Raw genomic sequence first — 19,958 nt, forward strand, 5'->3', positions numbered from 1 at the left:
TAAGGTCGCGATGGTGCGATCTGCGGCGGTGCCGGGCACTCTTGCAAACAGGACGTTTGGGCTACCCGGTCACGAGCATGAACCGCTCTTGCCGGGTGTTTGGATTCGGGGACTGAAGACGATGGAACAGGTTGGATTGGCCGCGGCAACACACGATGTGAGCCTTTGGTCGCTATTCATGCAAGCGGGCTTCGTCGTGAAGCTGGTCATGCTGGGGCTCGTCGCAGCCTCCGTCTGGACCTGGGCGATCGTCGTCGACAAGACGCTGAACTACGGCCGCGTCCGCCGCCAGCTCGACAGCTTCGAGCAGGTGTTCTGGTCCGGCCAGTCGCTGGAAGAACTCTACCGCACGCTCGCCGACCGCCAGACGGCCGGCATGGGTGCGATCTTCGTGTCCGCCATGCGCGAATGGAAGAAGAGCTTCGAGCGCGGCGCCCGTTCGCCGATCGGCCTGCAGATGCGTATCGACCGCGCTATGGACGTGACGCTCGCCCGGGAATCGGAATCGCTGGAGGCCCGTCTCGGCTCGCTCGCGACCATCGGTTCGGCCGCCCCGTTCATCGGCCTTTTCGGTACGGTCGTCGGTATCATGACCTCGTTCCAGGCGATCGCCGGTTCGAAGTCGACCAACCTTGCGGTCGTGGCGCCCGGTATCGCCGAAGCACTGCTCGCCACCGCGATCGGCCTGCTCGCCGCTATCCCCGCGGTTATCGCCTACAACAAGTTCTCGGCCGACGCCGGCAAGCTGTCGGCACGCATGGAAGCTTTCGCCGACGAATTCTCCGCCATCCTGTCGCGGCAGATCGACGAGAAGCTGCAGAACCCGCGCCAGGCCGCGCAGTAATCGCCAGAGAGTACGGAGACCACGCTGATGGGTATGTCGGTTGGCGGAGCCAAGGGTTCGGGTGGCGGACGTCGTCGCCGCGGCGGCAAGAAAGCCATGATGAGCGAGATCAACGTGACGCCGTTCGTCGACGTCATGCTCGTGCTCCTGATCATCTTCATGGTGGCAGCACCGATGATGACGGTCGGCGTGCCGATCGATCTGCCGGAAACGCAGGCAAAGGCGCTCAATTCCGATACGCAGCCGATCACTGTCTCGGTCAACCCGGCAGGCGAGATCTACCTGCAGGAAACCGCGATCGCCATCGACGAAGTGGTGCCGAAGCTCGAGGCGATCGCCACCACCGGCTACAACGAGCGCATCTATGTGCGCGGTGACACCAATGCCGACTACGGCACGGTCATGAAGGTCATGGCCCGCATCTCGGCCGCCGGTTTCAAGAACCTCGGCCTTGTCACGCTGCAAGAACAGGAAAAGTGATCGTCCACGATGAAGGGCAGTCTCGCTACATCTGCTGTCCTCCACGCCATGGTCTTGACCTGGGCGCTGGTGTCGCTTGGCAGCCCGGCTGACTTCCAGGTCGCCGACGTCGAGGCTTTGCCTGTCGACATCGTTCCCTATTCGGAGATGACGCAGGTTCAGCAGGGCGACAAGAAGGCGCCGAAGAAGGAGACCTCGTCGCCGGTTCCGACCAAGCGGCCGGAGACCAACCAGCCTGCCGAAAACATCGGCGACAACGATACCGACCTGAAGACGCCGCCGACGCCGAACGCCAAGCCGTCGAAGAGCGAAGCCACGGCCTCTCCGGAAAAGAACGAGAAGCCCGAGCCGACGCCCGATCCGGTCGAGCAAGAGATCAAGAAGGTCGAGGAATCCAAGCCCGCCTCCGAACCTGCGACCGAAGTTGCCGCTCTGCCCGAACCGAAGCAGGAAGTGAAGCCGGAGACGAAGCCGGAGCCGGCACCCGCCGAGGAAAAGCCGGCCGAGAACCCGGAAGCCGAAGCGCTGCCTGAGAAGGTGCCGACGCCGGCGGCAAAGCCGAAGGTCGAAAAGCCCGCCCAGAGCGCCAAGACGCCTGACCGCAAGAACGAGGCAACGCCGAAGGAACAGAAGAAAGCTGCCTCCACCGAGGAAAGCAAGTTCAACGCCGACGAGATCGCCGCCCTTCTCAACCGGCAGGATCCCTCCGCCGGTGGTGCCAAGCGCTCGACACAGGAAGCGGCGCTCGGCGGCAAGAAAACCATTGGTGTGGGCTTGAGCGCCAACGAGATCGATGGCGTCAAGGGCCAGATCCAGGGCAACTGGTCACTGACGCCAGGCCTGACCGGCGTCGAGGAAGTGCGTGTCACGGTGCGCGTGCAGCTGGATCCCGCCGGCAATATCGTCGGCACACCCGAGGTTACCGCAACCGGCGGTCCGGAAGGTACGCGCCGTGCCGTTGAAAGCAGCACCTTGCGCGCGATCCGCCGTTCGGCCCCGCTACAGAACCTCCCGCCTGAAAAATATGAGGGCGAAAAAGGATGGAATACCCTCGTGCTGAATTTCGACCCCTCGGAATTCGCACTCTAGAGCTGCCGGGATTGGAACCCATGCCGGATAGCAAACCACCCCTGCAAACCCTTCGTACGAAGCTGAAAGGCTTGTCCCTATGATCAAGGTCTCTCTTTTCCGCGCCCTGATGGTGGCCGCGGGCATGTTAGCCGCCGTCGTGGCGGCGGTGACACCGGCAAATGCTGAAGTTGAAATCAACATCAACAAGGGCAACGTCGAACCGCTGCCGATCGCTGTCACGGACTTTCTCCAGGGCGAACTCGGCCAGAAGATTTCGGACGTGGTTGCGGCGGACCTGAAGCGTTCGGGCCTGTTCGCGCCGATCAACAAGGGCGCGTTCATCGAGAAGATCAGCAATCCGGATGCGACGCCGCGTTTCGAGGACTGGAAGGTCATCAACGCGCAGGCGCTCGTCACCGGCCGCGTGACGCAGGAAGGCGACGGCAGGCTGAAGGCCGAGTTCCGCCTGTGGGATACGTTCGGTAACAAGCAGATGACCGGCCAGCAGTTCTTCACCCAGCCGGAAAACTGGCGCCGCGTGGCCCACATCATCGCCGACGCCATCTATCAGAGCGTCACCGGTGAAAAGGGCTACTTCGACACCCGCATCGTCTATGTCGCCGAAAGCGGCCCGAAGACGGCACGCAAGCGTCAGCTCGCCATCATGGACCAGGACGGCTTCAACGCCCGTGCGCTCACCAATTCCAACGACATCGTTCTGACGCCGCGCTTCTCGCCGAACCGCCAGGAAGTCACCTACATGTCGTTCGAAAACCAACAGCCGCGCGTCTACCTGCTGCAGCTGGAAACCGGACAGCGCGAGGTCGTCGGCAACTTCCCCGGGATGACCTTCTCGCCGCGCTTCTCGCCGGATGGCCAGCGGGTCATCATGAGCCTGCAGCAGGACGGCAACGCCAACATCTACACAATGGACCTGCGCTCGCGGACCACGACGCGCCTGACCAACACCGCCGCGATCGATACCGCCCCGTCCTATTCGCCGGATGGCAGCCAGATCGCCTTTGAAAGCGACCGCGGTGGCCGCCAGCAGATCTACGTCATGGGTGCCGACGGCTCCGGCCAGCGCCGCATCTCCTTCGGCGACGGCTCCTATTCGACGCCGGTCTGGTCTCCGCGTGGCGACCTCATCGCCTTCACCAAGCAGTCGGGCGGCAAGTTCTCGATCGGCGTGATGAAGACCGACGGTTCGGGCGAACGTATCCTGACCACCGGCTTCCACAACGAAGGCCCGACCTGGGCGCCGAACGGCCGTGTCCTGATGTTCTTCCGCCAGGGTGCCGGTTCCGGCGGACCGCAGCTCTATTCGATCGATCTGTCGGGTTACAACGAGCAACTGATCCAGACGCAGGGCTTCGCATCCGACCCGGCCTGGTCGCCGCTGCTCGAGTAGTTCACGTGGCTTTGGGTCGCCCGATCCAAAGCCAGTAACGTGATCGCCCTCTCGTCCGCTTAAGGGCGGGAGGCCGGCGGAAAGCCGCCTCCTTTTTTCCTGATCCCGCTGCAGGCTGATCCGATTTGCGGCGGGAAAATGTGGCAATGATGCCGCTTTCTCGCCGCAAAGTGCTGGTCTAGCAGGGCCCGAGCCGAAATTATCGATTTGTTAACCATAACTGTTGAATAGCGATTAACCGCTTCCGGTTACAGTCTGGCAACCGTGAATTCAGACACTTCTCAAGGAGACCGGCGTATGAGCCGAATTGACACCCCGGCCGCAGGCCGCATGCAGACCATCGCTCGCAACCCGGTCATGATCGCCCTGGTCATGACGCTTGCCCTGGCTGGCTGTGCATCGAAGAAGAACCTGCCGGGCAGCGCTGGCGAACTCGGTCTCGGTGGCGCCGGTTCGGCAACGCCGGGCTCGCAGCAGGACTTCACCGTCAATGTCGGCGACCGCATCTTCTTTGACACCGACTCCACCTCGATCCGCGCCGACGCGCAGCAGACGCTCGCTCGTCAGGCCCAGTGGCTTGCCAAGTACCCGAACTACGCGATCACCATCGAAGGCCATGCCGACGAACGCGGCACGCGCGAGTACAACCTGGCGCTCGGCGCCCGCCGTGCGGCCTCGACCCGCGACTACCTGATCAGCCAGGGCGTTCCGTCGAACCGCATGAAGACGATCTCCTACGGCAAGGAAAAGCCGGTCGCCGTTTGCGACGACATTTCCTGCTGGTCGCAGAACCGCCGCGCCGTTACCGTTCTCGGTGGCGCCGGCATGTAATGATGCCGCGGCCGCGCGCATCGCGTGGCCCGGAATCACGACTTGATCTCAGGAGGCGTTGCGTGTTCCGGAGATCACAGATCGCTAAATTAAAAGGGCGGCCCTTGGCCGCCCTTTGCTTTTTTACCACACTTTGGCCGAACTCCGTTGCTTTTTCAGGGCAATTGGAAAACTGTGCGGCAATCACCCAGATGACTCGGCGAGATGTATTGCGGGCCCCTGGTCAAGGGTGGGACAACCGGTATTCGAACAGGACAAATGAAATGAAGAAATTTGTCGTGGCGGGCCTGATCGGTCTTGCGACCCTTGCGGGTCTCGGCCAGACGGCGAACGCCATGCCTCTTTCAGGGCTGCTGGCCCGAACGACTGAGACCAACAGCGGCGCGCAGAACCTGCCCGTCGTAAAGGTGCAGTCGGCCGAAACCGCACGGATTGGCCAGCTCGAAGAACAGATCCGCTCGCTTAACGGGCGTATCGAGGAAATGAGCTTCCAGCTCTTGCAGATGCAGGAGCAGATCCGGAAGTTCCAGGAGGACAACGAGTTCCGCTTCCAGGATCTGGAAAGCGGCAAGGCCTCCCCCAAGAAGAGCGGCGCTCTGCAGACGCCGAAAACCAGCGATCAGGCGTCCGTCACCCCGGGGGTGACGGATAGCCAGACCATGGCGCCCGCAGCCGGCGGCAACGACATGGCGTCTTCGGGCGTTTCGCCCGGAGCAAGCCAGGGCGGCAACGGCGCGGCCCCGCCGTCGACACTCGGACAGATCGTGTTCGACGAGAACGGCAATCCGGTCGCAGCGACGACGGATGGGCGGCCGGGCGCAAACGCCACGCTTCCCGGCGTCGATTCCGGCGCACCGGCCGACGGCGGCTTGAACAGCAATCCCGGCAGCCAGCAGACTGCATCGCTCGACAATCCCGGCGACCTCTACCAGTCGGCCTACGGTCATGTCCTTTCGGGCGACTACAGCACTGCCGAGCAGGAATTCGGCGACTACCTGGCCGCGTTTCCGAAGGGCGACAAGGCAGCCGATGCCAGCTTCTGGCTGGGTGAAGCCCAATATTCGCAAGGCAAATACAGCGACGCCGCCAAGACCTTCCTGAACGCGCATCAGGCCCACGGCAAATCGCCGAAGGCGCCCGAAATGCTCTTGAAGCTCGGCATGTCGCTCGGTGCGCTCGACAACAAGGAAACCGCCTGCGCGACGCTGGGCGAGGTCAACAAGCGCTATCCCAAGGCCTCGCCTGCGGTGAAGGCGAAGGTGACGAGCGAGCAGAGCCGCTTTGGCTGCTGAGGCTCCGGCGCCGACAGCCGTTGTCGAAACGGCAAAACGATTTCTCGCCTCCTTTCTTCGCCCGATGCGTATCCTCGTTGCCGTCTCCGGCGGGAGCGATTCCAAGGGTTTGCTTCTCGCCCTGAACGAGGCGATCGAGGCAAGCGACCCCAACAGATTTTCCCTGGCCGCATGTACGGTCGATCACGCCCTGCGGCCGGAATCGGCTGCGGAAGCGAAAGGCGTTGCCGCCTTCTGCGCAAGCATCGGCGTTCCGCACCTCATCAAGCGTTGGAATGGCCCCAAACCGCTGACCGGCATTCAGGCGGCGGCGCGCGAGGCGCGCTATCGGCTACTGGCGGATGCCGCCGAGCGGCTTGGGGCCGGCTGTATCGTCACCGGCCACACCAGCGACGACCAGCGCGAAACGATCCTGATGCGGATGCAAAGGGCGCAGGGGCCGGGCGCTTCCGGCATGGCGAGTGCCACCCTTTACGACCGCCGGATCTGGGTGCTGCGGCCGTTCCTCGACCTAGACCGAGCGTCGATCCGCGCCTATCTCGCGACGCGCGACGTGACCTGGTTCGATGATCCGAGCAACGCCAACCCGACCTTCGAGCGGGTCCGCGTCCGGGCCGAACTGGCGCAATCACCGCGGGCGGAAGAGGGGGTATGGGATGCTGGAGCCAGGGCCCGGTCGTCGGCAAGGGCTGCCGCCTTCATCACCCGCCATGTGCGCGTGCATGCAGGCCTGGTGGTGGAGATCCCGCTTGCTCTCGGCGACCATCGGGACAACGTCGATTGGCAGCGGGCGCTGCTCGCGCTGGTGGCCGTGGTCGGCGGCCGCGCGCATATCCCCGCCGCAGATACGGTGAAGCGGGTGGCGGCGTTTCTGCGAGAGACAACGCTCGGTAGGATGACGGCCGGAAGATGCGTGTTCGACCGCCGCGCAAGCGGGCTTTACCTCTATCGCGAGGCGCGGGGCCTGACGACTTTGACGCTTGCAGGCGGCGAGACCGCAACATGGGATGGCCGCTTCCATGTGCGAAATGGCGGAAGCGCGCCCATCTCCGTCGCGGCAGAGGGCCGAGGCGGGCCACAACAGCAGAGACTTATTGCCGCAGGCTTGCCACCGGGCGTTGCCGGTCGTGCAACGCTTACGGCGCCGAGGGTCCGGTCTGAGAACGGCGAAAGTGTCGCATCCATCACAATCGAGCCGCGGATCGGGCTCTACGACACCTTTTTGCCGGGTTTCGACCGGATCATGGCCGATCGGATCGCCGGATTGTTCGGACGAGAGCCTTATCCTCCGCCGCCGGTTCACGATCTATTGACAGAAATGGAACGGTAGCCGGCGGTTTGCCTTGGCAATACGTCACCAGAACCCTATGTTAGGGAGCAAGACAGCGGCTCGCGAAATGCGCGGGTCGTGACAGGTTCCGGGGAGTTCGATGAACCCTAATTTTCGTAATCTTGCCCTTTGGGCAATCATAGCGCTTCTGCTGATCGCGCTGTTCAGCATGTTCCAACAGCCGACGGAGCGCACCGGCTCGCGCGAGATTCCGTTCTCGCAATTCCTCAAGGACGTGGATGCGAGCCGCGTCAAGGAAGTCGTGATCACCGGCTCGAAAGTGATCGGCAGCTATTCCGAAAGCGGCGCAACCTTCCAGACCTACGCGCCTTCGGTCGATACGGCGCTGACCGAGCGCCTCGAAGCCAAGGACGTGACGGTCACGGTTCGCCCGGAAACCGACGGTTCGTCCGGGTTCCTCAGCTATATCGGTACCCTGCTTCCGATGCTTCTGATCCTCGGCGTCTGGCTGTTCTTCATGCGCCAGATGCAGGGCGGCTCGCGTGGAGCGATGGGTTTTGGCAAGTCCAAGGCCAAGCTTCTGACCGAAGCGCATGGCCGTGTTACCTTTGACGACGTCGCCGGCGTCGACGAAGCCAAGCAGGACCTGGAAGAAATCGTCGAATTCCTGCGCGACCCGCAGAAGTTCCAGCGCCTCGGCGGTCGCATTCCGCGCGGCGTGCTGCTCGTCGGTCCTCCCGGTACCGGTAAGACGCTGCTAGCCCGCTCGGTTGCCGGCGAAGCCAACGTGCCGTTCTTCACGATCTCCGGTTCGGACTTCGTTGAAATGTTCGTCGGCGTCGGCGCCAGCCGTGTGCGCGACATGTTCGAACAGGCCAAGAAGAATGCGCCCTGCATCATCTTCATCGACGAAATCGACGCTGTCGGTCGTCATCGCGGCGCCGGTCTCGGCGGCGGCAACGACGAGCGCGAACAGACGCTCAACCAGCTGCTGGTCGAGATGGACGGCTTTGAAGCCAACGAAGGCATCATCCTGATCGCCGCGACCAACCGTCCTGACGTTCTCGACCCGGCCCTTCTGCGCCCGGGCCGCTTCGACCGCCAGGTCGTCGTGCCGAACCCGGATATCAACGGCCGCGAACGCATCCTCAAGGTTCATGTGCGCAACGTGCCGCTGGCGCCGAACGTCGACCTCAAGGTGCTCGCACGTGGTACGCCCGGCTTCTCCGGTGCCGACCTCATGAACCTCGTCAACGAGGCCGCCCTGATGGCCGCCCGTCGCAACAAGCGTCTTGTCACCATGCTCGAGTTCGAGGATGCCAAGGACAAGATCATGATGGGCGCGGAGCGTCGTTCGTCGGCGATGACCGAGGCCGAGAAGAAGCTGACCGCCTATCACGAAGCCGGTCACGCGATCCTCGCGCTCAACGTTCCCTCGGCCGATCCGCTGCACAAGGCGACGATCATCCCGCGCGGTCGCGCGCTCGGCATGGTCATGCAGCTGCCGGAAGGCGACCGCTACTCGATGAGCTACAAGTGGATGGTCTCGCGTCTTGCCATCATGATGGGTGGACGCGTCGCCGAAGAACTGACCTTCGGCAAAGAGAACATCACTTCGGGCGCATCCTCGGATATCGAGCAGGCCACCAAGCTTGCCCGTGCGATGGTGACGCAATGGGGCTTCTCCGACCAGCTCGGCCAGGTTTCCTATGGCGAGAACCAGCAGGAAGTCTTCCTCGGCCACTCCGTTGCTCAGCAGAAGAACGTGTCGGAAGCGACCGCCCAGAAGATCGACAACGAAATCCGTCGTCTGATCGATGAGGCCTACGAGACCGCCCGCAAAATCCTGACGGAGAAGAACCACGAGTTCGTGGCGCTTGCCGAAGGGTTGCTCGAATACGAAACGCTGACTGGCGAAGAAATCAAGGCGCTGATCCGCGGGGAGAAGCCGGCACGTGATCTCGGCGACGACACGCCGCCGCATCGTGGCTCGGCCGTTCCCTCGGCCGGTGCCAAGAAGGAAGGCTCGGCGGGCAAGGGCGAAGAGTCCGAAGGCGGGTTCGAGCCGCAGCCGCAATAACCGACACCTGTCGGCCATGTATTGAAGCCGCCGTTCCTTGAGTGGAGCGGCGGTTTTTCGTTGGCGATTTTGCACCTGGCGTTTGGTAACGGGATGTAATGATTTCTGATGCTAGGCTCGCTGCCGTTTGCTGCACTTTTGTGTCAAAGAAGACTCATGTGTCGCGATCGCATGGCCATTGGTGGGCACGACGATCGGAGGCGTACGGCAACCGCCGATATGAAATGAGGTCCGGTCAATGAAACCCAGTCGCGCACCCCGCAGACAGGCGAAACTGGCAAAGCCAGCGCTGACCCGGCAGAACGATGGAGCTCTTATGAAGCGCAAGTATTTCGGCACCGACGGTATTCGCGGCCAGTCCAATATGTTTCCGATGACACCGGATCTGGCGATGCGGGTCGGCATCGCCGTCGGTACGATCTTTCGCAATGGCGCCCATCGCCACCGGGTGGTGATCGGCAAGGACACGCGTCTTTCCGGCTACATGCTCGAAAACGCGATGGTGGCAGGCTTCACCGCGGCCGGTCTCGACGTCTTCCTGCTCGGGCCGATCCCGACGCCGGGTGTGGCCATGCTCACCCGCTCGCTGCGCGCCGATATCGGCGTGATGATTTCGGCGTCCCACAATCCCTTCCAGGACAACGGCATCAAGCTGTTCGGCCCCGATGGCTACAAGCTCTCCGACGACATCGAACAGAAGATCGAGGCGTTGCTCGACCAGGATCTCTCGGGCCAGCTGGCGAAGTCGGAAGACATCGGCCGCGCGAAGCGCGTCGATGGCGACATCTATCGCTATCTCGAACATGCCAAGCGCACGCTGCCGCGCGATGTCACGCTGCAGGGCCTGAGGATCGCCGTCGATTGCGCCAATGGCGCGGCCTACAAGGTGGCGCCGACCGCCCTTTGGGAACTGGGTGCCGAAGTCGTTACCATCGGTACGGAGCCGAACGGCCTCAACATCAACCTCGACTGCGGCTCGACGCATCCGGCTGCTCTGTCCAAGAAGGTCCATGAAGTGCGCGCCGATATCGGCATCGCGCTCGACGGCGACGCCGACCGCGTGCTGATCGTCGACGAGAACGGTACCGTCATCGATGGCGATCAACTGATGGCCGTCATTGCCGACAGCTGGGCCGAGGACGGCATGCTGCGCGGCGGTGCCGTTGCGGCGACCGTGATGTCCAATCTCGGTCTCGAGCGTTACCTTAAAGGGCGCGGCATCGACCTGCGCCGCACCAAGGTCGGCGACCGCTATGTCGTCGAGCAGATGCGCCAGGACGGGCTGAACGTCGGCGGCGAACAGTCGGGCCATATCGTGCTTTCCGATTTCGGCACCACCGGCGACGGTCTTGTTGCGGCCTTGCAGATCCTTGCGGTGATCAAGCGTCAGGGCAAGACGGTGAGCGAGGTCTGCCACCGCTTCGAGCCAGTGCCGCAGGTGCTGAAGAACGTGCGCATTTCGGCCGGCAAGCCGCTTGAAGACGCGACCGTGCGCCAGGCGATTGCGGACGCGGAAGCGGAGCTTGCGAAATCCGGTCGTCTGCTGATCCGCCCGTCCGGCACGGAGCCGCTTATCCGCGTGATGGCGGAAGGCGACGATCGCGGCCAGGTCGAGCGCATCGTCGACGAACTGGTCAATGTCATCGGCAGCGTGCGCAACGCCGCCTAAGCCGGTACCAATCGACTTCCCTCCAGGGCCGGTGCGAAGCGCCGGCCTCTTTTTTTCCCGTTGCCTGTTGCTTTTGCCCGGTAGTGTCGCCGCGGTCCGGGCCATTTTCCCGTTAGAACTCCGCTGGGGAACAGAACCTGCAACCATCACGACAAAAGAGAGTGTTGTTCTGCCGTTCTATTTAGCTCTACCTTATGTGATCTCGGGCAGCAGGCAGTAAACTGCACGACAACTACAAGAATATGCCGATTCCTTAACAAACGCGGTAAACGTTTGTAGTTAATCGGAACTTAACCTTTGCTCCTCATTATCCACAACAACAACGGGATTTGGGCACCGCTTTCACGGTGATCCAAGCAACGGAATCTATTGGAGTGGGCCATGAAGAGAATTTTGAGTGGCGTTGTTGCGATCTTGCTCAGCGGCACGGCAGCTCTTGCTGCGGATGTCTATCAACCGCCTATCGAGCCGGTGCCGGAACAGCCGGTCGAAGTCATCCAGACCAGCGGCTGGTACCTGCGCGGCGATGTCGGTTACGCCTGGAACAACCTGCGCGGCGCGAATTTCTACCAGGGTGGGCCGGGCGGCTCCATCGCCAATTTCGAAACCGCCGATATCGATGACTCCTGGGTCGCCGGCGTCGGTGTCGGTTATCAGTTCAACAACTACTTCCGTGCCGACGTCACGGCCGACTATTGGGGCAGCGCCGATTTCAACGGCTCGACCGTGGGTGGCTGCGGCAACTTCCCGGGCCCGTGCCGGTCGCGCGACGTCACATCGGTTTCCGCCTGGAGCCTGATGGCCAACGCCTATGTCGATATCGGCACCTACGGCGCCTTCACGCCTTACGTCGGTGCCGGTATCGGTGCGACGCACGTCAAGTGGGACAAGCTGCGCAACACCAGTTGCGAAATCGGCAACCCCGGCAATTGCGACCCGACGACGAGCCATGACGGTGAGAGCAAGTGGCGCTTTACCTACGCGCTGATGGCCGGTACTGCCATCGACCTCACCTGCAATCTCAAGGCCGACGTCGGCTACCGCTTCCGCCAGGTCGACGATGGCGACATGTTCGGCTACGCCAACGGTGGCGGTCCGGGCTCCGACGAGGGCTTCTACATCCACGAGGCGCGCGCTGGTCTGCGCTACTCGTTCGGCAGTGTCTGCGAAGTGCCCTACGAGCCGGAGCCGATCGTCTACAAGTGATCGGCCAGACCAGATGATACAAAAGGCCACCTTCGGGTGGCCTTTTTCGTTGCCGCCATTCTTTGCTTGTTTCCTAACAGGCATGGTTAACCGGGGGTTAACCAGTCGCTGCCAATAGTTAACGCTGAACGAAGCGGTGACGGCAGTGCGCCATCCCGCACCGATAGCAGTGGTGAAAGGGCATGGGCATGGATTGGCGAAACGGGTTCTGCGGGGCCGCTTTTGGTGCCGGCCTGCTCCTTTCCGGCGCGGCATTCGCTGCCGATGAGGATCTCCTGAATGCGCCGGAGATCACCATCGAAAAAGAATCGGCTGGCGCGAGTGCGATCTATCTGCGCGGCGATATCGGCTATGCGCCTTGGCGTAGCGAAGGCGATCCCTATTACCGGACCTTCGATGCGGGCACGTCGACCTACGACAGCACCACCTTCGACAACGCCCGTTTCGACAAGCCGTTTTCCGGGTCGCTTGGCGTCGGCTACCAGTTTACCGACACGTTCCGCGCTGACCTGACGGCGGAGTATTTCGAGGGCCGGTTCAACGGTTCATCCTCATCGGCAAGCCCGTGCGCGGGGCAAGGGGCGGGAACATCCTGCGCGTTTTCGACCGGGGCCGACTATTCCGCTCTCGGCCTGATGGCGAACGCCTATGTCGACTTCGGCACGCTCGCCGGCTTTACCCCCTACGTTGGCGCCGGTCTCGGCGCGACGCGTCTCAATTGGGATACGGCGGTTGAAAAGGCGACCTGCGTTGCCGGTGGCGGCGCCTGCGCCGGAGCGGCCGGCTCCACCTCTTACGAGGGGCGCGACAGTTGGCGGTTCACCTATGCGCTGATGGCCGGCGTTTCCTACGACCTCAGCGATCAGCTGAAGCTCGATGTCGGCTACCGCTACTCCCATATCGCCGACGGCGAGATGTTCGGCTTCGGCACTGAGGCGCTTGCGGGCGCACGTGGCGGCAACGGCTTTGACGATGGTCTTTCCCGTCACGAAATCCGAGCGGGCCTGCGCTTCTCGTTCTAGCGCCATCGGCCGCGGGAAAGTCGAGCAGGTTCGCTGCGTTCTTTCCCCAAGTGATTCAACCTGTTGCTCACATGAAGGCGTTGTCTGGCAACAATCGTTCGGCGGTGGCCGCCTGTCTTTTCATATGTTGCCCGCGACGCCATTAATTTTGTCGATTGCGACAAAGCGCTTGACTTCCGATCCCGCCGCCAATATCGACGACGGCGGGACACCCTTCCCCAACGAAGGGCTATCTATCTGGAAGGATAGCACATGGCAAAGCCTGCACAGCCGGACCTCCGTCCGAACAATACCCATTTCTCTTCTGGCCCTTGCTCGAAGCGCCCCGGTTGGACGCTCGACGCTCTCTCCGATGCTCCGCTCGGTCGTTCGCACCGCGCCAAGATCGGCAAGACGAAGCTGAAGCAGGCCATCGATCTTACCCGTGACATTCTTGAAGTGCCGGCCGACTACCGTATCGGTATCGTGCCCGCTTCCGACACCGGCGCCGTCGAAATGGCGCTCTGGTCGCTGCTCGGTCCGCGCGGCGTCGACATGGTCGCCTGGGAAAGCTTTGGCGCCGGCTGGGTGACCGACGTGGTCAAGCAGCTGAAGCTCGCCGACGTACGCAAGTTCGAAGCCGGTTACGGCGAACTTCCCGACCTTTCGAAGGTCGATTTCGACCGCGACGTGGTCTTCACCTGGAACGGCACGACCTCGGGCGTGCGTGTGCCCAACGGCGACTTCATCCCGGCTGACCGCAAGGGCCTGACGATCTGCGATGCGACCTCTGCCGCGTTTGCGCAGAACCTCGATTTCGCCAAGCTCGACGTCGTCACTTTCTCCTGGCAGAAGGTTCTTGGCGGCGAGGGCGCCCATGGCGTCATCATCCTGTCGCCGCGCGCCGTCGAACGGCTGCTGACCTACGTGCCGGCCTGGCCGCTGCCGAAGATCTTCCGCATGACCTCGGGCGGAAAGCTGATTGAAGGCATCTTTACCGGCGAAACCATCAACACGCCGTCGATGCTTTGCGTCGAAGATTACATCGATGCGCTGCTTTGGGCGCAGCAGGTCGGCGGGCTCAAGGGCCTGATGGCCCGGGCTGATGCCAATGCGCAGGCAATCTTCGATTTCGTCGCCGCCAACGATTGGATCGCAAACCTGGCGGTCAAGGACGAGACCCGCTCCAACACTTCGGTCTGCTTGAAGATCGTCGACAAGGACGTGCTCGCGCTCGACGCCGACGGACAGGCGGCCTTTGCCAAGGGCGTGGTTGCGCTCCTCGAAAAGGAAGGCGTCGCCTTCGACATCGGCCATTACCGCGATGCCCCGTCCGGTCTTCGCATCTGGGCCGGCGCCACGATCGAGGCCGCCGACATGAAGGCGCTGATGCCATGGCTGACCTGGGCTTTCGAGAGCCAGAAGGCAACGCTGGCACAGGCCGCGGCCTGATCGGACAATGGGTGAGGACAATGAACTTCGCCCGCATCTCACACTGATTTGAGTGATCCGCTTCGCTCCCGATGGGAGCGAGGCCTGGCTACCCGCATTCCCATTCAGACCTGATCTTTAAGGAGGCCTCCCATGGCACCTCGTGTTCTCGTATCCGACGAACTGTCGGAAACCGCCGTCCAGATCTTCCGCGACCGCGGCGTCGAAGTCGATTTCCAGCCGAAGCTCGGCAAGGACAAGGACAAGCTCGCCGAAATCATCGGTAACTATGACGGTCTTGCCATCCGTTCCGCCACCAAGGCGACGGAAAAGCTGATCGCCGCTGCGACCAACCTCAAGGTCATCGGCCGCGCCGGCATCGGCGTCGACAATGTCGACATCCCGGCCGCTTCGCGCCGCGGTATCATCGTGATGAACACGCCCTTCGGCAACTCGATCACGACCGCCGAACATGCGATTGCGCTGCTCTTTGCCGTTGCCCGCCAGCTTCCGGCCGCCGACACCTCGACGCAGGCCGGCAAGTGGGAGAAGTCCCGCTTCATGGGTGTCGAAATCACCGGCAAGACGCTCGGCGTCATCGGCGCCGGCAACATCGGCTCGATCGTCTGCTCGCGCGCCATCGGCCTGAAGATGCATGTGCTTGCCTACGACCCGTTCCTCTCCAAGGAGCGTGCCGAAGAAATGGGCGTCACCAAGGTCGAACTCGACGAACTGCTCGCCCAGGCTGACTTCATCACCCTGCACGTGCCCCTGACCGACAAGACCCGCAACATCCTGAGCGCCGAAGCGCTTGCCAAGGCCAAGCCGGGCGTGCGCATCGTCAACTGCGCCCGTGGTGGTCTGGTCGACGAGAAGGCGCTTGCCGAAGCGATCAAGTCGGGCCATGTCGCCGGCGCCGGTTTCGACGTTTTCGAGGTCGAACCCGCAACCGAAAGCCCACTCTTCGGCCTGCCGAACGTCGTCTGCACGCCGCATCTCGGCGCTTCGACCACGGAAGCTCAGGAGAACGTCGCGCTGCAGGTGGCCGAACAGATGTCGGACTATCTGGTCAAGGGTGCGGTCTCCAACGCCATCAACATGCCGTCGATCACCGCTGAGGAAGCACCGATCCTGAAGCCGTTCATCCGGCTTGCCGATGTTCTCGGCGCCTTCGTCGGTCAGGTGACCGAAAGCGCGATCAAGGAAATCGAGATCCTCTATGACGGCTCGACCGCCGGCATGAACACCAAGGCGCTGACGAGTGCCGTGCTTGCCGGTCTGATCCGGCCGCAGGTCGCCGACGTCAACATGGTTTCGGCGCCGGTCATGATCAAGGAAAAGGGCATCATCCTGTCCGAGGTCAAGCGTGACAAGACCGGCGTCTTCGACGGCTACATCAAGCTGACGGTGAAGACGGCGAACCAGACACGTTCGGTCGCCGGCACGGTGTTCTCGGACGGCAAGCCGCGTTTCATCCAGATCAAGGGCATCAACCTCGATGCGGATGTCGGCAACCACATGGTCTACATCACCAACACCGACGTTCCCGGCATGATCGGCTTCATCGGCATGACGCTCGGCGATGCGGGCGTCAACATCGCGAACTTCCAGCTCGGCCGCGAGAAGGAAGCCGGTGACGCGATCGCGCTGCTCTACGTCGATGGCGCTGTTTCCGAGGCCGTGCTTGACAAGCTGCGTGCCAATCCGGCAATTCGCCAGGCAAAGCCGCTGGTCTTCAACATCGATTGATGCCAGCCCAGCAAGTGGCAGCACGGTCTGCCACTTTGCCGACCCACTCACGGGACATATCGAGGACGCACCGGCCGACCGCCGGTGCGTTTTCCTGTTTCGAACGCATGTGACGAGAAATGACCGAAATGACATTCCGCTGGCGTGAGGCAAGCCTGCCCGACCTCGCATCCGTATCGGAGATCCAGCTCGTGGTTCACCAGGCCTTTCCCGAGGATGACGCCGTGCTCGCCGACCGCATCGCGCTCAGCCCTGCCGGTTGTTTCATGCTGGACTCAAAGGGCCTGTCGCGCGGCTATGTGTTGAGCCACCCCTGGCTTCGCGGTGCGCCGCCGTCGCTGAACAGCATGCTTGGCGAAATCCCTGAGGCTGCCGATACCTGGTACATCCATGACCTCGCCCTTCTGCCCGAAATGCGTGGCTCCGGGGCAGGGGGCGGCGTGTTGCCGATGCTTGCCGATGTTGCACGGACGGAAGGGTTCCGGTCGATGTCGCTCGTTTCCGTCAACGGATCCCGCCGCTTCTGGGAGCGACAGGGCTTCGAGGTTCGCATGGACGAACGGCTGGTGCAGAAGCTTTCAAGTTATGGCGATGATGCGCTCTATATGGAGCGGCATCTCGTCTGAATGAAAATGGCGCCGATTGGCGCCATTTTCGTTTTGTGCTGGATCAGGCCGCCCGCTGCGTCGAGGGCCGCCACGCTTTCTCCTCGACCGTGAACTGGGCAAGCCGGCCGGATAGCACGTTGCTTTCGCCGGCGAGCGCCTGGCTTGCGGCCGAGGTCTGCTCGACCATGGCGGCGTTCTGCTGGGTCATCTGGTCCATCTGGTTGACGGCAGTGTTGATCTCCCGCAGCCCGACCGACTGTTCGCGGGCGGCCGTCGCAATGGCGACGATGCGGTCGTTGATCTCGTTGACCCGGCGCTCGATGTCGCCGAGCGCCGAGCCGGTCGCCTCGACCAGACGCACGCCGGCCGAAACCTCGACGCCCGACGCGGTAATGAGCCCCTTGATCTCCTTGGCCGCCGTTGCCGAACGCTGCGCCAGTTCCCGCACCTCCTGCGCGACGACGGCAAAGCCCTTGCCGGCATCACCGGCGCGTGCCGCCTCGACACCGGCGTTCAGCGCCAGGAGGTTCGTCTGGAAGGCGATGTCGTCGATGACGCCGATGATCTCGCCGATCTTCGAAGACGAGTTTTCGATGCGGCCCATGGCGGTGATTGCGTCGCGAACGACCTCGCTCGAGGTGGCCGCACCCTTGCGGGCCTCGGCGACCATGCGGGTCGCCTCCTCGGCGCGGTTGGTGGAGTTCTGAACCGCTGAGGTGATCTCGTCGAGGGCGGCTGCGGTTTCTTCGAGCGACGCTGCCTGCTGCTCGGTGCGCTGCGACAGGTCGTTGGCTGCCCTGCTGATCTCATTGGCATTGCCGGTGACAACTGAGGTGGAATCGGCGATCGCGCTCACCGTCGAGCGAAGTGCGGCGACGGCGGTGTTGAAGTCCTGGCGCAGCTTTTCGTAGTCGGCGCCGAGATCGGGGACATGGGTCGTCAGGTCGCCGCTCGCGAGCCGCTCGAGCGCACCGCCGATCGTGCTGACGACATGGGCTTGCACGCGGGCGGTCGCCTGCTGCATTTCCTCGTTGGCGCTGCGCTCGCCGTCGAGCGCCATCTGCTGTTCGCGCTGGCGAACTTCGAGCGCGTTGCGCTCGATCACCGAGGCGCGCAGCACGACGAGGGCATCGGCCATGTGGCCGATCTCGTCGCGGCGGTCGGTATCCGGAACTTCCGAACGGGTGTCGTTGTTCGATACTTCGAGCATCACGTCTTTCAGCCGGTTGATCGGCCGGCTGATCGAGCGGCCGATCGCCATGGCGGCAGCCAGCGTCGCGATCGCGGCGATCGCCGTGGTGATGATCGTCATCAGCAGAGACGCATTGTACTTGGCGGCGAGATCGTCGGCATAGACACCGGTGCCGACGCCCCAACCCCAGGGCTTGAAGCCCTGAATGTAGGAGTACTTCTCGACCGGCTCCTCATGGCCGGGCTTGTCCCAATAGTAGTTGACGATACCGCTGCCCGGGTTCTGCGCCAACGCGATGAGCTCGACGTTAAAGGCTTTGCCGTTGGTATCCTTGAGGCCGCGCACGTCGGTGCCGACGAGCTTCTTGGCGAGCGGGTGGGCGATCATCATGCCGTCGAAGCCGTTGATGAAGAAGTAGCCGTCCTGGCCGAAGCGCATGGCCATAACGGCGGAAATAGCGCGGCTCTGGGCTTCCTCATGCGAGAGCGTGCCATTGCGCTCCTGCTCCTCGAAGCTTGCGATCGTCGAGATCGCCGCTTCGGTGACGTTGCGCAGCATCTGCCGGCGCTCGTCGCTGACTTCCGAGTTGGCGACTTGAGTCTTGTAGGCCATGGCGGCTGCCATGAAGACCAGCGCCATCGCCGTCAATAAGTAGATACGTGTCGAAATTCTAATATTTTTCACTGCCTTAGCCCCAAGGAAAATCCTGGCGGCGACAGAAACACCCATCTGCTAATCAAGCCTTAAGTCGCCTCCCGAGTTCTAGCGATTGCATCGCCCGAAACTTGCCCGGCAGGCGCGAGACTTCTCTAGCGCGGGCGACCTTTTTCGGCGATCGCGATCCCGCCGAGCACCAAGAGCAGGGCGACGAGGTGGAAGAGGTGGAAGGTCTCGCCGATCAGCATCACCGACAGCAGCGTGCCGAAAACGGGAATGGCGTTGATGAACAGGCCGGCGCGGTTGGCGCCGATCATCTCGACACCGCGCACATAAAGCACCTGCGACATCAGCGACGGGAAGATCGCGGCATAGAGAACGATGACCCAGCCCGTGGTATCTGGGACTATCGCCGTGCCTGTGCCGATCTCCCAGAACAACAGCGGGATGGCGCTCAACAGCGCGCCGAAGGCGGGGGCGGCGATGAAGCTCTGCCAGTGCATGGTCGGCTTGTAGCGCAGCGCCACGGTGTAGCCGGCATAAACGATGCAGGCCGCGATCATCAGCGCATCGCCGAAGTTGAATTCGAGCGACAGCAGGCTGGTGACGTCGCCATGGGCCGCCGTCACCAGCACGCCGACGAGGGTGACGGTAAAGCCGATCACTTGGGCGATCGACGCCTTGGTGCGGAAGAGCACGAAGTTGAAGAGAAAGATCAGCATCGGGATGCCGGCCTGCAGAATGACGGCATTGATGGCGCTCGTATATTTGAGCGCCGAGTAGAGCAGGGCATTGAAGGTGGTGAAGCCGATCGCGCCATAGGCAAGAAGTTGCAGCCAGTGCTTGCGGATCTTGTCCCAGTCGCGGCGGATCTGCGGCGTCATCAGCACCAGGATGACGATGAGCGCGAAGACCCAGCGCAGGGTCGTCAGCATCATTGGGCTCACATGGCCAACGGCCATCTTTCCGGCGACGGAGTTGCCGCCCCAGAAGAGAGCGGTGATGCACAGATAGAAGTAGGCCCTGGAATTCACGATGGTCAGACCTGCATGGGGATGGCGACCGGCTGTCGCGATGGCGGGAGAGCGGAAGATATAGGCTCTATATCCCGGCCTTGTCATGCAAAAAGGGCGGAACGCCCGACA

General features: G+C 62.6%; 16 protein-coding genes. 14 read left to right on the top strand and 2 right to left on the bottom strand.

Annotated features, from left to right (window positions below; genetic code table 11):
- The first annotated feature begins 121 nt into the window (after positions 1 to 121).
- The 14 genes from tolQ to BLU15_RS27290 all read left to right on the top strand — a co-directional run bounded on the left by tolQ (position 122) and on the right by BLU15_RS27290 (position 16,982).
- Positions 122 to 844, top strand: a complete 723-nt coding sequence (gene tolQ, locus BLU15_RS27225; protein ID WP_034806243.1) for a protein TolQ — start codon at positions 122 to 124, stop codon at positions 842 to 844.
- Positions 845 to 871: 27 nt separating this feature from the next.
- A complete protein-coding gene (gene tolR, locus BLU15_RS27230; protein ID WP_034806246.1) occupies positions 872 to 1,324 on the top strand; it encodes a protein TolR in 453 nt (150 codons plus the stop codon).
- Between the two features lie 9 nt (positions 1,325 to 1,333).
- Positions 1,334 to 2,413 (top strand): hypothetical protein, encoded by a 1,080-nt coding sequence (locus BLU15_RS27235; protein ID WP_034806249.1) that lies wholly within the window; start codon positions 1,334 to 1,336, stop codon positions 2,411 to 2,413.
- Between the two features lie 79 nt (positions 2,414 to 2,492).
- On the top strand, positions 2,493 to 3,806 hold the full coding sequence (gene tolB / locus BLU15_RS27240) for a Tol-Pal system beta propeller repeat protein TolB (protein ID WP_034806253.1): 1,314 nt from the start codon (positions 2,493 to 2,495) through the stop codon (positions 3,804 to 3,806).
- 297 nt (positions 3,807 to 4,103) lie between these two features.
- Entirely contained in the window at positions 4,104 to 4,637 is a 534-nt protein-coding gene (gene pal / locus BLU15_RS27245) for a peptidoglycan-associated lipoprotein Pal (RefSeq protein ID WP_034806256.1), read from the top strand.
- A gap of 263 nt (positions 4,638 to 4,900) precedes the next feature.
- Positions 4,901 to 5,929, top strand: a complete 1,029-nt coding sequence (gene ybgF, locus BLU15_RS27250; protein ID WP_034806258.1) for a tol-pal system protein YbgF — start codon at positions 4,901 to 4,903, stop codon at positions 5,927 to 5,929.
- A 64-nt stretch (positions 5,930 to 5,993) separates the two neighbouring features.
- Positions 5,994 to 7,259, top strand: a complete 1,266-nt coding sequence (gene tilS, locus BLU15_RS27255; RefSeq protein WP_090299776.1) for a tRNA lysidine(34) synthetase TilS — start codon at positions 5,994 to 5,996, stop codon at positions 7,257 to 7,259.
- A gap of 100 nt (positions 7,260 to 7,359) precedes the next feature.
- A complete protein-coding gene (gene ftsH / locus BLU15_RS27260; protein ID WP_034806263.1) occupies positions 7,360 to 9,300 on the top strand; it encodes an ATP-dependent zinc metalloprotease FtsH in 1,941 nt (646 codons plus the stop codon).
- Positions 9,301 to 9,616: 316 nt separating this feature from the next.
- Positions 9,617 to 10,969 (top strand): phosphoglucosamine mutase, encoded by a 1,353-nt coding sequence (gene glmM / locus BLU15_RS27265; protein ID WP_060518576.1) that lies wholly within the window; start codon positions 9,617 to 9,619, stop codon positions 10,967 to 10,969.
- A gap of 381 nt (positions 10,970 to 11,350) precedes the next feature.
- On the top strand, positions 11,351 to 12,175 hold the full coding sequence (locus tag BLU15_RS27270) for an outer membrane protein (RefSeq protein WP_060518574.1): 825 nt from the start codon (positions 11,351 to 11,353) through the stop codon (positions 12,173 to 12,175).
- Between the two features lie 188 nt (positions 12,176 to 12,363).
- Entirely contained in the window at positions 12,364 to 13,197 is an 834-nt protein-coding gene (locus BLU15_RS27275) for an outer membrane protein (RefSeq protein ID WP_090299778.1), read from the top strand.
- 252 nt (positions 13,198 to 13,449) lie between these two features.
- Positions 13,450 to 14,628, top strand: a complete 1,179-nt coding sequence (locus tag BLU15_RS27280; protein WP_090299760.1) for a phosphoserine transaminase — start codon at positions 13,450 to 13,452, stop codon at positions 14,626 to 14,628.
- Between the two features lie 132 nt (positions 14,629 to 14,760).
- Positions 14,761 to 16,356, top strand: a complete 1,596-nt coding sequence (serA, locus tag BLU15_RS27285; protein ID WP_034806426.1) for a phosphoglycerate dehydrogenase — start codon at positions 14,761 to 14,763, stop codon at positions 16,354 to 16,356.
- 119 nt (positions 16,357 to 16,475) lie between these two features.
- Positions 16,476 to 16,982: a GNAT family N-acetyltransferase gene (locus tag BLU15_RS27290; protein ID WP_060518566.1), complete on the top strand. Its 507-nt coding sequence runs from the start codon at positions 16,476 to 16,478 to the stop codon at positions 16,980 to 16,982.
- 43 nt (positions 16,983 to 17,025) lie between these two features.
- On the opposite strand, the gene BLU15_RS27295 is transcribed toward BLU15_RS27290, so the two are convergent.
- Complete coding sequence (locus tag BLU15_RS27295; protein WP_090299762.1) at positions 17,026 to 18,840, bottom strand: methyl-accepting chemotaxis protein; 1,815 nt, start codon at positions 18,838 to 18,840, stop codon at positions 17,026 to 17,028.
- Positions 18,841 to 18,965: 125 nt separating this feature from the next.
- Positions 18,966 to 19,847: a DMT family transporter gene (locus BLU15_RS27300; RefSeq protein WP_034806435.1), complete on the bottom strand. Its 882-nt coding sequence runs from the start codon at positions 19,845 to 19,847 to the stop codon at positions 18,966 to 18,968.
- Between the last annotated feature and the right edge of the window lie 111 nt (positions 19,848 to 19,958).

The sequence above is a fragment of the Ensifer sp. YR511 genome (assembly GCF_900103045.1).
GTDB classification, from domain to species: domain Bacteria; phylum Pseudomonadota; class Alphaproteobacteria; order Rhizobiales; family Rhizobiaceae; genus Ensifer; species Ensifer adhaerens.

Excerpts from the sequence above, each read along its gene's own strand:
- tolQ (WP_034806243.1), top strand. The coding sequence starts at position 122 with ATGGAACAGGTTGGATTGGCCGCGGCAACACACGATGTGAGCCTTTGG.
- tolR (WP_034806246.1), top strand. The coding sequence starts at position 872 with ATGGGTATGTCGGTTGGCGGAGCCAAGGGTTCGGGTGGCGGACGTCGT.
- BLU15_RS27235 (WP_034806249.1), top strand. The coding sequence starts at position 1,334 with ATGAAGGGCAGTCTCGCTACATCTGCTGTCCTCCACGCCATGGTCTTG.
- tolB (WP_034806253.1), top strand. The coding sequence starts at position 2,493 with ATGATCAAGGTCTCTCTTTTCCGCGCCCTGATGGTGGCCGCGGGCATG.
- pal (WP_034806256.1), top strand. The coding sequence starts at position 4,104 with ATGAGCCGAATTGACACCCCGGCCGCAGGCCGCATGCAGACCATCGCT.
- ybgF (WP_034806258.1), top strand. The coding sequence starts at position 4,901 with ATGAAGAAATTTGTCGTGGCGGGCCTGATCGGTCTTGCGACCCTTGCG.
- tilS (WP_090299776.1), top strand. The coding sequence starts at position 5,994 with ATGCGTATCCTCGTTGCCGTCTCCGGCGGGAGCGATTCCAAGGGTTTG.
- ftsH (WP_034806263.1), top strand. The coding sequence starts at position 7,360 with ATGAACCCTAATTTTCGTAATCTTGCCCTTTGGGCAATCATAGCGCTT.
- glmM (WP_060518576.1), top strand. The coding sequence starts at position 9,617 with ATGAAGCGCAAGTATTTCGGCACCGACGGTATTCGCGGCCAGTCCAAT.
- BLU15_RS27270 (WP_060518574.1), top strand. The coding sequence starts at position 11,351 with ATGAAGAGAATTTTGAGTGGCGTTGTTGCGATCTTGCTCAGCGGCACG.
- BLU15_RS27275 (WP_090299778.1), top strand. The coding sequence starts at position 12,364 with ATGGATTGGCGAAACGGGTTCTGCGGGGCCGCTTTTGGTGCCGGCCTG.
- BLU15_RS27280 (WP_090299760.1), top strand. The coding sequence starts at position 13,450 with ATGGCAAAGCCTGCACAGCCGGACCTCCGTCCGAACAATACCCATTTC.
- serA (WP_034806426.1), top strand. The coding sequence starts at position 14,761 with ATGGCACCTCGTGTTCTCGTATCCGACGAACTGTCGGAAACCGCCGTC.
- BLU15_RS27290 (WP_060518566.1), top strand. The coding sequence starts at position 16,476 with ATGACCGAAATGACATTCCGCTGGCGTGAGGCAAGCCTGCCCGACCTC.